Here is a 13413-nt window from a genome sequence, read left to right on the forward strand (position 1 = left end):
TTACTATTAAACAGTAAGTAAATAAAAATTGCAAGCATTAATTACGTCATAAATAAGATAATGATGGTTTTCTTCTTGGCGGAAAAAGAGTACAATAGGTTTATTGTGTAAAAATTCGTATTAAAGGATGAAGAAAACCATGACTACTGCAAACATCGGCGTCGTCGGTCTAGCCGTAATGGGACGCAACCTCGCTCTTAACATCGAAAGCCGCGGTTTCACCGTAGCAGTGTACAACCGTTCCGCGGAGAAGACGCACGACTTGCTTAATACGGACGGCCAAGGCAAACGCCTGGTCGGCACGTTCTCCGTCGAGGAGTTCGTTAATTCCCTTGAAAAACCGCGCAAAATCCTGATCATGGTACAAGCCGGCGCAGGCACGGACGCGACGATCGATTCGTTGCTTCCTTACTTGGACAAAGGCGACATTATCATCGATGGCGGCAACGCTTATTTCCCTGATACCCAACGCCGCAGCCGCGATTTGACGGCTAAAGGTTTCAACTTCATCGGCACCGGCGTATCCGGCGGCGAAGAAGGCGCATTGAAAGGCCCGTCCATTATGCCGGGCGGACCTGAAGAAGCGTATCGTCTCGTCGAGCCGATCCTGACGGGCATTTCCGCTAAAGTCGGCGGCGATCCTTGCTGCACGTACATCGGACCGGACGGCGCTGGCCACTACGTTAAGATGGTTCATAACGGCATCGAGTACGGCGACATGCAGTTGATCTGCGAGGCGTACCAATTGCTGAAAGACGTGCTTGGCGTCTCCACGGACGAGCTGCACGAGATTTTCAAAGAATGGAACAACGGAGAGCTCGACAGCTACCTGATCGAGATCACGACAGACATCTTCGCGCAAAAAGACGCCGAGACCGGCAAGCCGATGGTCGACGTTATTCTTGACGCTGCAGGACAAAAAGGCACGGGCAAATGGACGAGCCAAAGCGCGCTCGACCTAGGCGTACCTTTGTCCATCATTACGGAATCCGTCTTCTCGCGCTTCCTCTCCGCTATGAAGGAAGAGCGCGTAGCCGCAAGCAAAGTGCTGAGCGGACCTAAGACGAAGCCTTTCCAAGGCGACAAACAAGCGTTCATCGAGAGCGTGCGCAAAGCGTTGTTCGCGAGCAAAATTTGCTCGTACGCGCAAGGGTTCGCCCAAATGCGCGCGGCTTCCGAAGAGTACAACTGGAGCCTTCGTTACGGCGATATCGCCATGATCTTCCGCGGCGGCTGCATCATCCGCGCGCGCTTCCTGCAAAACATCAAAGACGCCTACGACCGCGATCCAGAGCTTCGCAACCTGCTGCTGGACGAGTACTTCAAAGGCGTCGTGGAATCTTATCAAGACGCTTGGCGCGAAGTCGTGTCGACCGCGATCGCTTACGGCATCCCGGTACCGTCGTTCGCTAGCGCGATCGCGTACTATGACAGCTACCGTTCGGAACGTCTGCCTGCGAACTTGCTTCAAGCGCAACGCGACTACTTCGGCGCCCATACGTTCAAACGTCTGGACAAAGAAGGCACGTTCCATCATAACTGGCTAAACGGTTAATTGCGCACCGCCGTGCTTCCTAAAGGAAGCGTGGCTAAACAACTAATTTCCGGTCAGATAGGCGGTTTCTTCGGCAAGAGCTCTCTGAGCATCGCGCGGAAGCACGCCGTATCCTTATCGCTCGGGTTGTGCCGATTAATGAGCAACAGGGCCATGTCCGCGAAACATACGAAATGCGCAAGCAGCTGTGGCCGATCGAGCCCCGACCATTCGGGTGCGCCGTCGGCCACTTTTTTCTTAATGAAGCCAAGCGCGGATTTCACGTCGTCTCTGCAGAGCGGATAGGCGGGATCGAGCAGTCGTCTGAGCGGTTCTTCGGCCGTTAGCGAGGCAATTTCGGGTTTCAATGGCATCATCACCTTCGAGCGATATGGCATACACTATCAAACTTACGTTAAATCGCGTCGATTTATACCTTCGGGGCATTTGTGATATAGTAGAACAAGCGTATTGCCAAGGAGTGGGAATCGGGAGTGGACGGACTGGGCACAAGCCGCAATATCGTCATCGTGGGGTTCATGGGTACGGGCAAGTCTACGGTAAGCAGGCTGTTGTCCGAGCGTCTAGGGTGGGAACGGATCGATACCGACGAAGAGATTGAGAGACGTTCCGGTTTGACGATTCCTCAGCTATTCGCGGAGGAAGGCGAAGAGGGTTTTCGCGATTGGGAGAGTCGGGTGCTCGAGGATGTATTGGCCGGGAGCCGCAAAGTCGTTGCTACCGGGGGCGGAGCCGTGTTGCGGGAACGCAATCGTCGCGCGATGCTGGCCGGAGGCTGGGTCGTCTCGCTGACGGCGGACCGCGACAGCTTGATTCACCGCGTGACGAGCTCGGCAGCCGCCGGCACGAGACCGCTGCTCGAGGGCGATGCGGAAGCAAAGGTTACGGCGTTGCTACAGTCGAGACGCCATGCGTACGACTTCGCGCAGGCAACGATCGACACGAGTCGGTTGTCGCCTACGGATGTCGCGCAGATGATGCTTAACTGGGTGCGTTGATACGCGTACGGTTAGGGCAGATTGACCCACGCAAGCATGCCGCCTACGAGATTGGTCGCGCCTTTGAAGCCGAGGTTGCTTAAGTACTGGCAAGCTTGGTCGCTGCGATAACCGCTGCGGCAGATGAAGATGACTTCCTCGTCGCGGGGAATTTCGTCGAGTCGCTGTGGGACTTGACCTAGCGGCATATGAATGGCGCCATCGATCATGCCATGCGCGACTTCTTCGTGCTCGCGGACGTCGATCAGGTGCAACGTTTCTCCGGCATCTAGCCGTTCTTTTAATTGTTCTACGGTAATGGTCGCGGTTGGGTTCACGATCGTAACATCCTTCCATGATGATGATAGGTTCATCATAAGGAACTGTATATACCGCTGTCAAATGAACGTTCAACGGCCGCAAGGGGGAGCATATGATCATCGCGTTATCGGTAGCGGTCGCAGGATTCGCCGGCGCCGTCTCTCGTTACGGCATCGGGCTCGCTTTTCCGGACGGAGGGGAAGCGGCGTTTCCTTGGGCGACTTTGTTCATCAATCTTGCGGGCAGCTTGCTGCTTGGTTTGTTGATCGGCGCGGCCTCGCGCGGCAAAGTACCTCCGTGGTTCAAGGAAGCGGCAGGGACGGGGTTCCTGGGCGCATTTACGACGTTCAGCGCCTTTAATGGGCAGCTATGGCTGCTGTGGGATCATCAACATTATGCGGAAGCTCTCGCTTATGCCATTATTAGCGGAATCGGCGGCTGGCTTCTTGCAGGGCTTGGTGTAGCGCGGGGTAGCAAGGAGAGAAGAGCATGAGCTTGCATACGATCGGATTAGTAGGCGCCGGAGGCGTCATCGGTACGCTTCTCCGTTACGGCGCGGGCCTGTTCGCGGCAAAGTACGGTAAGCCGGCGTTTCTCGCGACGCTAGCCGTTAATTTGATCGGGTGCTTCTTCATCGGATTGCTCATCGGGCTCGGATGGCATGAGAAGCACGAAGCGGGCTATTCTTTCGCGGCTACGGGCATTCTCGGCGGATTGACGACGTATTCGACGTTAAACGTGCAGAAGGCGACGATGCGGGAGACCGCATCCCGCCTAACTGTTTGGACGTATTTGATCGCGACGTACGCGGGCGGAGTACTATTGACAGCAGCCGGCGTCTCGGTCGGTTATCTTATCACTACATAGATACTAGGAGCGTGCTTAATCCATGGATATGATCGTAACGCCTACGGGACGGCTAGAAGGAGAAATCCAAGCGTTATCTTCGAAAAACTATACGACGCGTTACTTGCTCGTCGCTGCGCTTGCGGAGGGCACGAGCACGATCCTCCATCCGGCGCACAGCGAAGACGGCGAAGCGATGCGCCGTTGCATTCGCGACCTCGGCGCGATCGTCGAGGAAGACGACGAGAAGATCGTCATTACAGGTTTCGGACGTAACCCTCATCCCGCGAAGGAGCTGAACGTAGGCAACGCAGGCGCGGTGCTGCGGTTCATTATGTCGATCGCGGCATTGCTGCCGGAAGTTCATTTCGTTAACGCGTATCCTCAATCGCTCGGGAAGCGCCCGCACGACGACTTGATTACGGCGCTGGAGAGCATGGGCGTGCAGATCGAGCACCAGCAAGGCCGTCTGCCGATGACGATTCGCGGCGGAAATCCGCGCGGCGGCAAAATCCAAGTGTCCGGCAACGTCAGCTCCCAGTTTCTTAGCTCGCTGTTGTTCTTGACGCCGCTGCTCGACGAAGACAGCGAAATCGAAGTGCTGCACGACTTGAAATCGAAAGTCGTCGTCGGCCAAACGTTGGAAGTGCTCGCGCAAGCCGGCATCGTCATCGAAGCTTCCGATGACCTTATGCATTACCGTATTCCGGGCAAGCAGCGCTACAAAGCGCAGACTTATTCCGTGCAAGGAGATTATCCGGGTTCGGCCGCTATTCTCGCTGCGGCTTCGGTCACGCAATCGGACGTTATCGTCCATAGACTGCTGGAGACGAGCAAGCAAGGCGAACGCGCGGTCGTCGACGTGCTGAAGGCGATGGAAGTCCCGCTTACGCACGAGAACGGCATCGTTCACGTGAAAGGCAACGGCAAGCTGGTCGCGGGCGAATTCGACGGCGACGAGTTCACGGACGGCGTGCTCGCGATGGTCGCGGCAAGCGTGTTCGCGGAAGGTACGTCCCGCTTCTATAATGTCGAGAACTTGCGTTACAAGGAATGCGACCGCATTACCGATTACTTGGCCGAGCTTCGCAAAGCCGGCGCGCGGGTCGAAGAGAAGCAAGACGAAATCATCGTGCACGGTCGTCCGGAAGGCGTAGAAGGCGGCGTGGAAATCGACGCGCATTTCGACCACCGGGTCATTATGGCGCTTACGATCGTCGGACTTCGTTCGAAGCAACCGATCCGGATCAAAGATGCCCATCACGTAGCGAAATCGTATCCGCATTACTTCGATCATCTGAAGGCGCTTGGCGCGCAAGTCGAATGGGTAAGCTAAACGATCTGAGCATAGGGGAGTGACGCACATGGCATTCGAGAATCCATCGCGCGAGCAGATCAAAACGATTTTGCAAGGCGCGAACAACATTGCCGTCGTCGGCTTATCCGACGATCCGTCCAAAACTTCTTACATGGTATCCGAAGCGATGCAGCGCAAAGGCTATCGGATTATTCCGGTCAATCCGAACGCGAAGAGCATTTTGGGAGAAACCTGTTATCCGTCGCTTGCGGACGTACCCGATCCGATCGATATCGTGAACGTGTTCCGACGTCCGGAGCATACGCCGCCTATCGCTGAGGAAGCGGTAGCTGTCGGCGCCAAAGTGTTATGGTTGCAACTGGGAATCGCGAACGACGAAACGGCGGCCATCGCGGAAGCCGGGGGCCTTACGGTCATCATGGACCGTTGCATTAAGGTCGAGGATTCGATTTTGCTCCCTAACGGCAAAGCATAAATACGGGTTTCCAATCGATCCGATATACAAGTCGTGCCGTCTTCTCCGAGGACGGCATCACTTTTATATTCGTTTTTTGACAAAATAGCGTAAACGGGCTTACCATCGAGAGAGAGGAGGGGTAACGGACGTATGTTCGGTGTCGGCTATCTCCAACGGCTAGGACGGGCGATGATGCTACCGATGACGGTGCTGCCCGCTGCCGCGGTATTCATACTATTATCGAGATTGCCATTGGACGCGCTCGGCTGGCTAAAAGGGCAGGAGCTGCTGTACGCGGCTGGAATCGAAATTTTCCAATACGTGCCCTTCGTATTCGCCGTCGGAATAGCGCTTGCCATGTCCGGCCAGACGGCTGCCGCCGGTATGGCGGCGTTAACGGGCATGTTCATCTTCCAAGCGGTTACGCATGCGTATGATCCGGACGGCGTGCAGTCCTCGATGTTCGCGGGAGCGGTCATCGGGATCGCCTCGAGCTGGTCGCACGATCGATTCAAATCGGTTCAGCTGCCGGAGTTTTTGCAGTTTTTCGGCGGATCTCGCTTCGTCCCTCTGTTCATGAGCGGATTTTCCCTACTGTTCGCGTGTCTCATGATTTTCACGGGGGAAAGCATAAGGAACTTCGCTGAATCGTCCGGGACGATCGTCATTTCCGCGGGCGGCTTCGGCATTTTTCTATACGGATTTTTGCATCGCATACTCGTAGCTTTCGGTCTTCATCACCTATTGAATCATCTGTTCTGGTTCCAAATCGGGCAGTACCAAAGCCCCGACGGTTCCGTCTACTTCGGGGATTTGCCTCGGTTTTTCGCGGGCGACCCGACGGCGGGAGGCTTCATGGCGGGACTGTTCCCGACGATGATGTTCGCACTCCCAGCGATCGCCTTCGCTATCATTCACGAGGCGCGCGAGGACTTGAAGCCTAAGACGCGCAAGCAATTCCGTATCGCGGCTTTGAGTTCCTTCCTGACCGGCATTACGGAACCGATCGAGTTCGCGTTCTTGTTCGTGGCTCCTTACCTGTTCTTGGTGCACGCGCTCATCTCGGGCGGAATTATGTGGGTCGTATACGAGCTCGGCATCCGTCACGGATTCACTTTTTCCGCGGGAGCGATCGAATTCATCGTAAATATGCCTCTCGCGACGAAAGGTTGGCTGCTGCTGCCGATCGGCATCGTCGTAGGCATCGTCTACTACGTTCTGTTCCGCTGGAGCATCCGGCGCTTCCAATTAACGACGCCGGGACGCGAGGACGCCACGAAGCTGGACGATTGGGCTGGCGATATTCCTTACCGCGCGCCGCTCATTCTTCAAGCGCTAGGCGGCAAGGAAAATATGGTGAGGCTCGAAGCCTGCATCACTCGCCTGCGGCTAACGCTCGAAGACGACGACCGCAAAGTGGACGTTCAGGCGCTTCGCCATCTTGGCGCGGCGGGCGTAATAAGGCTCGGCAACGGTCACGTGCAAGTCGTCTTCGGCACTTATTCGGAGCTCATTCGCGAAGAAATTCATAAGCTGCTTCAGCAAGACGTCCAGCAGGTGCAATTCCATGCTCCGGTACAGGGCCGCATGATTCCGCTCGAGGAAGTCGACGACCCTATATTCGCGCAGCGTCTCGTCGGCCGCGGAGTCGCGTTCATCCCGGACAAAGGCGAGCTCGTAGCGCCGGTCAAAGGGAAGGTTATACATATCCATCCGTCGCTCCACGCGATCGGCTTGCAGACGGAGAACGGGCTCGAGGTGCTGCTTCACGTCGGCATCGACACTTCTTCGATGCAAGGCAATGGCTTCGCGGCTCTAGTGAAGCTCGGAGACGACGTATCGCCGGGTCAACCGCTGCTTAGATTCCACTTGCCGACGCTCAAGCAACATGCGAAATCTTTGGCGACGCCTATGGTAATCACGAATTCGGATATCGTAAAAACATGGCGCTTCGCGCCGTACAAGTCGGTTAAAAAAGGTCAAGCGGCCGTCATGTCGGTGGTCGTCCACGAGAGAGAGAACAAGGGGGCGGGGAAATGATTCAAGCTTTGGGAGCATCGGACGGCATCGCGATCGGCAAAGCGTTCGTTCTGCCGCATTGGGAGTGGGAATTGCCCGATCAGAAGCTGGACGTCGGCGATTTGGCGAAAGAATTCGACCGGCTATACGAAGGCATTCGCCGCTCCAAGACGGAAATCAACCGAATGAAAACCGAGCTGGACGAAGTAGTCGGGTCGGAAGAATCCAGCATTTTCGACGCGCATCTGGCTATTCTCGAAGATCCGGTCTTCATGAACGAAATCCAAGGCATCATCCAACGTCAATACAAAGTCGCCGAAGTCGCGGTCAAAGAGGCGATCGACCACTTCGTGACGATGTTCGATTTGCTCGACGACGAGTACATGAAAGAGCGGGCGCTCGACATCAAAGACGTAGGCAATCGGCTGCTCAAGCATTTGCTCGGCGTGCCCGAGATTTCTTTGCCGGAAGACTCCCAGCCGTTCATTCTGGTCGTCAGGGAGCTTTCCCCGTCGCAGCTCGTCCACTTGAAGCCGGAGCTCGTGCTCGGCGTCGTGACGATGATCGGAAGCCCGACGTCTCACGCGGCGATTATGGCGCGCGCCTTCGGCATTCCGATGGTCATGGGCGTCGAAGGCAAGCTGGAAACGCCGATCGCGACGGGCGATCTCGTCATCGTTGACGGAGGCGGGGGATTGCTTCACATCGATCCGACGCCGGACACCGTGTCGCGGTATACGGATTTGCGCAGACACCAGATCGAAGTCAAGGAACGGCTGCAGACGCTGGCCGAAGTGCCCGCGGTTACGCCAGACGGCGTATCGTTGACATTAGCCGCGAATATTAGCTCTTACAAGGAGCTTCAAGCCGCGATGCGCAATGGAGCGGAAGGCGTCGGTCTGTTCCGGACTGAATTTCTGTATATGGACCGCGATCATTTTCCGTCCGAGGAGGAGCAATTTTCGGTTTATAAAGCGGTCGCAGAGAAGCTCGGCGGCAAGTCGCTCATTATCCGCACGCTCGATATCGGCGGGGATAAGCAGCTCGACTATTACGAAATGCCGACGGAGGAAAATCCGTTCCTCGGCTTCCGGGCTATCCGATTCAGCTTGGATCGCAAAGACTTGTTCAAAATCCAGCTGCGGGCCATTCTTCGCGCATCCGTCTACGGCGACGTTCACATTATGTATCCGCTGATCGCTTCCGTCGAGGAATTCCGGAAAGCGAACGAAGTGCTGGAAGAAGCCCGCCGAGAGCTCGGCGCGGAAGGCCAGCCTTATAACGCGAACATCAAAGTAGGCATCATGATCGAGGTGCCGGCGGCGGTCGCGATCGCGGACTTGCTTGCGGAGGAAGTTGCCTTTTTCAGCATCGGCACGAACGATCTTATTCAGTTCACGCTTGCCGTCGATCGGATGAACGAGAAAATCAGCCATCTATACGAACCGTTCCATCCGGCGGTATTGCGCATGCTGCGATCGGTCGTTAACGCGGCGCATAAGCGGGGCATTCCGGTTAACGTATGCGGGGAATTGGCAGGGGACGTGTGCGCTTTGCCGATCTGGCTAGGACTCGGCATCGACGAGCTTAGCTTGTCCGCGCAGGCGATATTGCCAGTTAAGGAAAGCATGCTGCGCACTAAAGCGTCCGAAAGCCGCATGCTGCTCGACGAACTGTTCAAGTTCCGCACGGCCGGAGAAGTACGCGCGCGAGCGGAGCGGTTCCATGCGGAGAGATTGCTGACGTCCGCCACGGATCTCGTGCAACCTTAGCCGCGAAAGGTCATCCTGCTGCGTCCTGGCGCACGGCGCCTTCGGTGCCCATAGACGCGCACCGGGAGAAGCGCGCGACAAAGAACGATACCCCTGCTCAGCAGGGGTATCGTTACGTTCGATTCAATCAAGCTAGCGCGAGCAGAACCATTTAGCGGCCGAACAGCAAGTCGCAGAACGCTTTCGCGTAGGGCGGAAGATCCGGCGGACGGCGAGCGGAGACGATGTTGCGATCTATGACGATCGCTTCGTCTAGCCATTGCGCTCCCGCGTTCTCCATATCATCTCGGATGCCTGGCGTAGAAGTAACGATTCTGTCCTGTAAAATTTTCGCCGAGATCAGTACCCAGCCGGCATGGCAAATTTGCCCGATCGGCTTGCCTTGGTCGTTCATCTTTCGGATGAAATCAAGCACGCGGGCGTCGCGTCTGATTTTATCGGGTGCCCAGCCACCCGGGACAAGCACGCCGTCGCAACGGTCGGCGTCCAAATCCTCGTAGCCGATATCGGCGATCGCCGGCACGCCGTACTTCCCGATATGCTTGCGGCCTTTTTCCGGACCGGCGTATAATACTTCCGCTCCTTCTTCGCGCGCGCGGTATACGGGATACCAAAGTTCTAAATCTTCGAATTCGTCGTCGAGCAAGCAGATGACTCGTTTCGTTGTCATGCGGATCCGACCTCCGATTGTAGTAATGCGATCCAAGCAATGGACGCGAACGATACATTGTCATTGTATCAAATGTTGGACCAACCTTCACGTTAGCCGATCAGGAAAGGGACGTGTGCCGAATGAGAATGAAACGAGCGCGCGAAAGTCGCGAACGCAATAATAATCCAGTTTACCGATATTGGCGTTACCTTCCTGCTGTCGCGGTTATGATCACGATCTTCTTTCTCTCTTCGAGAACCGGCGATCAAATGGACAGTTGGCTGCCTTGGGCGCAAAAGTGGCTTCCGTTCATGACCGATTTCAACCCGATGCATTATGTCGCCTATTTCGGCTTAGCGCTCACCCTCGCGTTCGGTTTCGGCAAGCACGCCGCGAGGTGGACTGGCTGCGTTCTCAACGTCGCGATCTGCGTCGTGTACGGCATAACGGACGAATGGCATCAGTCCTTTGTACCTATGCGCTCGCCCGACGTTAACGACCTCCTGCACGATGCCATCGGAGCGGCCGCGGCCGCCTTGCTAGTCTACTTGATTGCCAATTGGATAGGTTATCGGAGTACCAAAAATTACACTGCGCGATAAAGCAGGAATTGTCGCCTTATAGGACGAATTGAGTAGGGCAAGCTCTTTTTTTTTTCTTAAGGAGAGAGATACCCGTTGCTTAAATTGTGCTCATGCGGCGAACAGATGGCCTTATCTCTTCGCACCGTTATTTTCGCGAAAAAAGTAAATATTACGAACGTTCCCGTATATAGCTGCGACATCTGCGGACGTAATGACGTCTTTCACGGAGTGAAAGACGATGTCGGCCGATTGATTAGTCAACTCGGCGCCGTATCGGACTCGCGGAGCATTCCGTTCGATCAGGTGCACGAGTGGGCGAGCTTATTGTCCGACTTGCGTACGCAGATGAAGAAGCTTCAGCCATCCGACGTCGCGCGGGCGACGGAGGAACGAACGAACCAGCTGCTGGATTTGCTCAACCTCGCCTCGTCGCTAGGAGACGAATCATGGAAGCAAGAGATTCAATCCCGTCTGGCTCAGCTAAGCGCGCAGTACATACTGTAGGACGATCGGTGCAAGAGGGCGGGCAACCGTCCTCTTGCATTTTGCTTCGCGTATGCTTTTCTGCTACGATTGGGGTATTGAATAGGTGTTCGAGGAGGCAACAACGTAATGGCGGAGCTGCAGCAATTAACGAGTATGGAACAATGGGAGCAGGCTTTGCAGGGGACGTCTAGCAAGCCGATGCTGGTATTCAAGCACAGCACGAGCTGCCCGATCAGCGCGGGAGCCCATGATGAGCTCATGAACTATATTAAAGACGCAGCGGATTCGCCGGTCGACTATTCGCTCGTGCGGGTAATCGAAGAACGTCCGATCAGCAACGAGATCGCGGAACGGCTCGGGGTGAAGCACGCGTCGCCGCAGGCGATATTGGTGAAGGACGGCCAAGCTGTCTGGGACACATCGCATTGGCATATTACGTACGCTTTCCTGTCGGAGAAGATCGGTAATCCTTCGCAAAGCTAATCTATTTAACTTTCATTCTACCGAACCTCATGTCAGATTGCTAAACATGAGGTTTTGTCGTATGATTACCTTATTAATCCAAGATCGGACAAGCTTGTGTTTTCCGGTCTCGAACATTGGAGCGAATTATTGTGACGGTAACCATTTATGACGTAGCGCGCGAAGCAGGCGTATCGATGGCGACGGTGTCCCGTGTCGTCAACAACAATCCGAATGTCAAACCGCAGACGCGCAAGAAAGTATATGAAGCGATCGAACGCCTTGGCTATCGTCCGAACGCGGTAGCGCGCGGTTTAGCGAGCAAGAAAACGACGACCGTAGGCGTCGTCATTCCCGATATCGCCAACGCGATCTTCGCGGAAGTCGCCCGCGGTATCGAAGATATCGCCAATATGTATCACTACAATATCATTTTGTGTAACGCAGACAAGCGCAAGGACAAGGAGATCCGCGTCATCAACACGCTGCTCGAGAAGCAGGTTGACGGGCTTCTGTTCATGGGCGGCGCCGTTACCGACGATCACGTTCTGGCGTTCAAGACGTCGAACGTGCCGATCGTGTTATGCGCGACGACGGATGAGAAGGGGGTTATCCCTTCCGTCGATATCGACCATGAAGCGGCTGCGTTCGACGCGGTTAACCTTCTTATCGCCGAAGGTCATCGTTCAATCGCGATGATCAGCGGCACGCTGCAGGATCCCGCGAACGGCTACGCGCGATTCCAAGGCTACAAACGCGCGCTAGAGCAAGCGGGCATCGCCTATCGCGAAGACTATGTGCGCGTCGGCAATTACCGGTATGAATCCGGTATCGACGCGACGTCGTATTTCCTTGGCTTATCCGATCGTCCGACTGCAATCTTCGCCGCGACCGACGAGATGGCCATCGGCGCCGTCCATTGCATTCAAGATTCGGGCTTGAGCGTACCTGACGATGTATCCGTTATCAGCGTCGACAATAGTCGTATCTCGTCTATGGTGCGTCCGCTCTTGACGACCGTCGCGCAACCGATGTACGATATCGGCGCCGTATCGATGCGTCTTCTGACGAAGCTGATGAAGAAGGAAACGGTCGAGAACGCGAAGGTAACGCTGCCGCACGAATTGATCGTGCGTCGCTCCGTCGCCGGACCGAAGGCATAACGAGCAAGTAAGCGTAAACCAACAACGAACGATACGAGTGCCCTGCGCTGACGGAATAACCGCCAGGGCAGGGTCTCTTTGTGAGAGGATGAACGGTTCATGACGTATGCAACGATCGGCATCATAGGTGCCATGCAAGAGGAAATTAAGCTGCTGCTTGAGCAAATGGAAGGGACGCAGTCCGAACAACATGCGGGATTAACTTATTATCGCGGCACGTTCCACGGCCGCAAAGTCGTGTTGACCCAATCCGGCGTCGGCAAAGTTAATGCGGCCGTGTGCACGCAAGTGTTAATCGATCGGTTCGGAGCGGACGTCGTACTGTTCACGGGAGTAGCGGGAGCGGTTGATCCGGAGCTCAATATCGGGGACATCGTTATTTCGGCGAGCAGCCTGCAGCACGACGTCGACGTAACGGCGCTTGGCTTTCCACGGGGAACGATTCCGTATCAAGCGGTGTCGGAGTATCCGTCGGACGAAGGACTTGTCCGGCTAGCGCAAGCGGCCGGAGAGAAAGTGTTCCCGGGACGTTGCCGGACCGGCAAAGTGTTGTCCGGAGATCAATTCATCGCGGACCGCGCGGTCGTTAGAGGGCTGTACGAGGAGCTTGGCGGCGCGTGTACGGAGATGGAAGGCGCATCCGTCGCGCAAGTGTGCCACATGAACGGCATTCCGCACGTCATCATCCGCTCCATGTCCGACAAAGCGGACGGCTCCGCGCACGTGAACTTCGCCGATTTCACGGTCGAAGCGGCTGACCGTTCGTTCGCAATCGTCAGCGAGATCGTGCAAAGCTTGTAA

At 55.7% G+C, this 13413-nt stretch carries 16 protein-coding genes; 13 read left to right on the forward strand and 3 right to left on the reverse strand.

Translation table 11 applies throughout. The annotated features are described in order from the left end of the window. Positions 1 to 139: 139 nt before the first annotated feature. On the forward strand, positions 140 to 1555 hold the full coding sequence (gndA, locus tag ACFPQ4_RS22970) for an NADP-dependent phosphogluconate dehydrogenase (RefSeq protein WP_378114255.1): 1416 nt from the start codon (positions 140 to 142) through the stop codon (positions 1553 to 1555). A 53-nt stretch (positions 1556 to 1608) separates the two neighbouring features. Here gndA and ACFPQ4_RS22975 read toward each other — a convergent pair whose 3' ends face one another. Beyond that, positions 1609 to 1902, reverse strand: a complete 294-nt coding sequence (locus tag ACFPQ4_RS22975; RefSeq protein WP_378114256.1) for a hypothetical protein — start codon at positions 1900 to 1902, stop codon at positions 1609 to 1611. A gap of 126 nt (positions 1903 to 2028) precedes the next feature. Between ACFPQ4_RS22975 and ACFPQ4_RS22980 the strand changes: the two genes are divergently transcribed. Continuing rightward, complete coding sequence (locus ACFPQ4_RS22980) at positions 2029 to 2553, forward strand: shikimate kinase (protein ID WP_378114257.1); 525 nt, start codon at positions 2029 to 2031, stop codon at positions 2551 to 2553. 11 nt (positions 2554 to 2564) lie between these two features. Here the strand turns inward: ACFPQ4_RS22980 and ACFPQ4_RS22985 are convergent, their stop codons facing one another. Next, a complete protein-coding gene (locus ACFPQ4_RS22985) occupies positions 2565 to 2870 on the reverse strand; it encodes a rhodanese-like domain-containing protein (protein WP_378114258.1) in 306 nt (101 codons plus the stop codon). A 95-nt stretch (positions 2871 to 2965) separates the two neighbouring features. Between ACFPQ4_RS22985 and ACFPQ4_RS22990 the strand changes: the two genes are divergently transcribed. The 6 genes from ACFPQ4_RS22990 to ptsP all read left to right on the forward strand — a co-directional run bounded on the left by ACFPQ4_RS22990 (position 2966) and on the right by ptsP (position 9265). Then, the gene (locus tag ACFPQ4_RS22990) at positions 2966 to 3346 is read left to right on the forward strand and encodes a fluoride efflux transporter FluC (RefSeq protein WP_378114259.1); all 381 of its coding nucleotides are present in this window, start codon (positions 2966 to 2968) and stop codon (positions 3344 to 3346) included. Then, positions 3343 to 3720 carry a fluoride efflux transporter FluC gene (locus tag ACFPQ4_RS22995; protein ID WP_378114260.1) on the forward strand — a complete coding sequence of 126 codons (378 nt, stop codon included), beginning with the start codon at positions 3343 to 3345 and terminating at the stop codon, positions 3718 to 3720. Before ACFPQ4_RS22990 ends, ACFPQ4_RS22995 begins: the two co-directional genes overlap by 4 nt. Before the next feature lie 22 nt (positions 3721 to 3742). Next, positions 3743 to 5035 (forward strand): 3-phosphoshikimate 1-carboxyvinyltransferase, encoded by a 1293-nt coding sequence (aroA, locus tag ACFPQ4_RS23000; protein WP_378114261.1) that lies wholly within the window; start codon positions 3743 to 3745, stop codon positions 5033 to 5035. A gap of 28 nt (positions 5036 to 5063) precedes the next feature. After that, complete coding sequence (locus ACFPQ4_RS23005) at positions 5064 to 5492, forward strand: CoA-binding protein (RefSeq protein ID WP_378114262.1); 429 nt, start codon at positions 5064 to 5066, stop codon at positions 5490 to 5492. A gap of 132 nt (positions 5493 to 5624) precedes the next feature. Then, entirely contained in the window at positions 5625 to 7514 is a 1890-nt protein-coding gene (locus tag ACFPQ4_RS23010) for a glucose PTS transporter subunit IIA (protein ID WP_378114263.1), read from the forward strand. After that, positions 7511 to 9265, forward strand: a complete 1755-nt coding sequence (ptsP, locus tag ACFPQ4_RS23015; RefSeq protein ID WP_378114264.1) for a phosphoenolpyruvate--protein phosphotransferase — start codon at positions 7511 to 7513, stop codon at positions 9263 to 9265. The genes ACFPQ4_RS23010 and ptsP overlap by 4 nt, the downstream gene beginning before the upstream one ends. A gap of 151 nt (positions 9266 to 9416) precedes the next feature. Here the strand turns inward: ptsP and ACFPQ4_RS23020 are convergent, their stop codons facing one another. Continuing rightward, a complete protein-coding gene (locus ACFPQ4_RS23020) occupies positions 9417 to 9941 on the reverse strand; it encodes a type 1 glutamine amidotransferase domain-containing protein (RefSeq protein WP_378114519.1) in 525 nt (174 codons plus the stop codon). A 116-nt stretch (positions 9942 to 10057) separates the two neighbouring features. Here ACFPQ4_RS23020 and ACFPQ4_RS23025 point away from each other — a divergent pair, with 116 nt between their 5' ends. The 5 genes from ACFPQ4_RS23025 (at position 10058) to ACFPQ4_RS23045 (ending at position 13413) form a co-directional block, all read left to right on the forward strand. Then, positions 10058 to 10519 (forward strand): VanZ family protein, encoded by a 462-nt coding sequence (locus ACFPQ4_RS23025; protein WP_378114265.1) that lies wholly within the window; start codon positions 10058 to 10060, stop codon positions 10517 to 10519. A 75-nt stretch (positions 10520 to 10594) separates the two neighbouring features. Continuing rightward, a complete protein-coding gene (locus ACFPQ4_RS23030) occupies positions 10595 to 11005 on the forward strand; it encodes a hypothetical protein (RefSeq protein WP_378114266.1) in 411 nt (136 codons plus the stop codon). Between the two features lie 108 nt (positions 11006 to 11113). Next, the gene (gene ytxJ, locus ACFPQ4_RS23035; protein WP_378114267.1) at positions 11114 to 11470 is read left to right on the forward strand and encodes a bacillithiol system redox-active protein YtxJ; all 357 of its coding nucleotides are present in this window, start codon (positions 11114 to 11116) and stop codon (positions 11468 to 11470) included. 131 nt (positions 11471 to 11601) lie between these two features. Continuing rightward, complete coding sequence (gene ccpA / locus ACFPQ4_RS23040) at positions 11602 to 12612, forward strand: catabolite control protein A (protein WP_378114268.1); 1011 nt, start codon at positions 11602 to 11604, stop codon at positions 12610 to 12612. A gap of 99 nt (positions 12613 to 12711) precedes the next feature. Beyond that, entirely contained in the window at positions 12712 to 13413 is a 702-nt protein-coding gene (locus ACFPQ4_RS23045; RefSeq protein WP_378114269.1) for a 5'-methylthioadenosine/adenosylhomocysteine nucleosidase, read from the forward strand.

It is taken from the genome of Cohnella yongneupensis, from assembly GCF_042655785.1.
GTDB classification, from domain to species: Bacteria; Bacillota; Bacilli; order Paenibacillales; family Paenibacillaceae; genus Cohnella; species Cohnella yongneupensis.

What these genes read in the sequence shown, in the direction of transcription:
- aroA (WP_378114261.1), top strand. Translation starts at nt 3,743, where the DNA reads ATGGATATGATCGTAACGCCTACGGGACGGCTAGAAGGAGAAATCCAA.
- ACFPQ4_RS23045 (WP_378114269.1), top strand. Translation starts at nt 12,712, where the DNA reads ATGACGTATGCAACGATCGGCATCATAGGTGCCATGCAAGAGGAAATT.
- ACFPQ4_RS23025 (WP_378114265.1), top strand. Translation starts at nt 10,058, where the DNA reads ATGAGAATGAAACGAGCGCGCGAAAGTCGCGAACGCAATAATAATCCA.
- ACFPQ4_RS22990 (WP_378114259.1), top strand. Translation starts at nt 2,966, where the DNA reads ATGATCATCGCGTTATCGGTAGCGGTCGCAGGATTCGCCGGCGCCGTC.
- ytxJ (WP_378114267.1), top strand. Translation starts at nt 11,114, where the DNA reads ATGGCGGAGCTGCAGCAATTAACGAGTATGGAACAATGGGAGCAGGCT.
- ACFPQ4_RS22995 (WP_378114260.1), top strand. Translation starts at nt 3,343, where the DNA reads ATGAGCTTGCATACGATCGGATTAGTAGGCGCCGGAGGCGTCATCGGT.
- ACFPQ4_RS23005 (WP_378114262.1), top strand. Translation starts at nt 5,064, where the DNA reads ATGGCATTCGAGAATCCATCGCGCGAGCAGATCAAAACGATTTTGCAA.
- gndA (WP_378114255.1), top strand. Translation starts at nt 140, where the DNA reads ATGACTACTGCAAACATCGGCGTCGTCGGTCTAGCCGTAATGGGACGC.
- ACFPQ4_RS23010 (WP_378114263.1), top strand. Translation starts at nt 5,625, where the DNA reads ATGTTCGGTGTCGGCTATCTCCAACGGCTAGGACGGGCGATGATGCTA.
- ptsP (WP_378114264.1), top strand. Translation starts at nt 7,511, where the DNA reads ATGATTCAAGCTTTGGGAGCATCGGACGGCATCGCGATCGGCAAAGCG.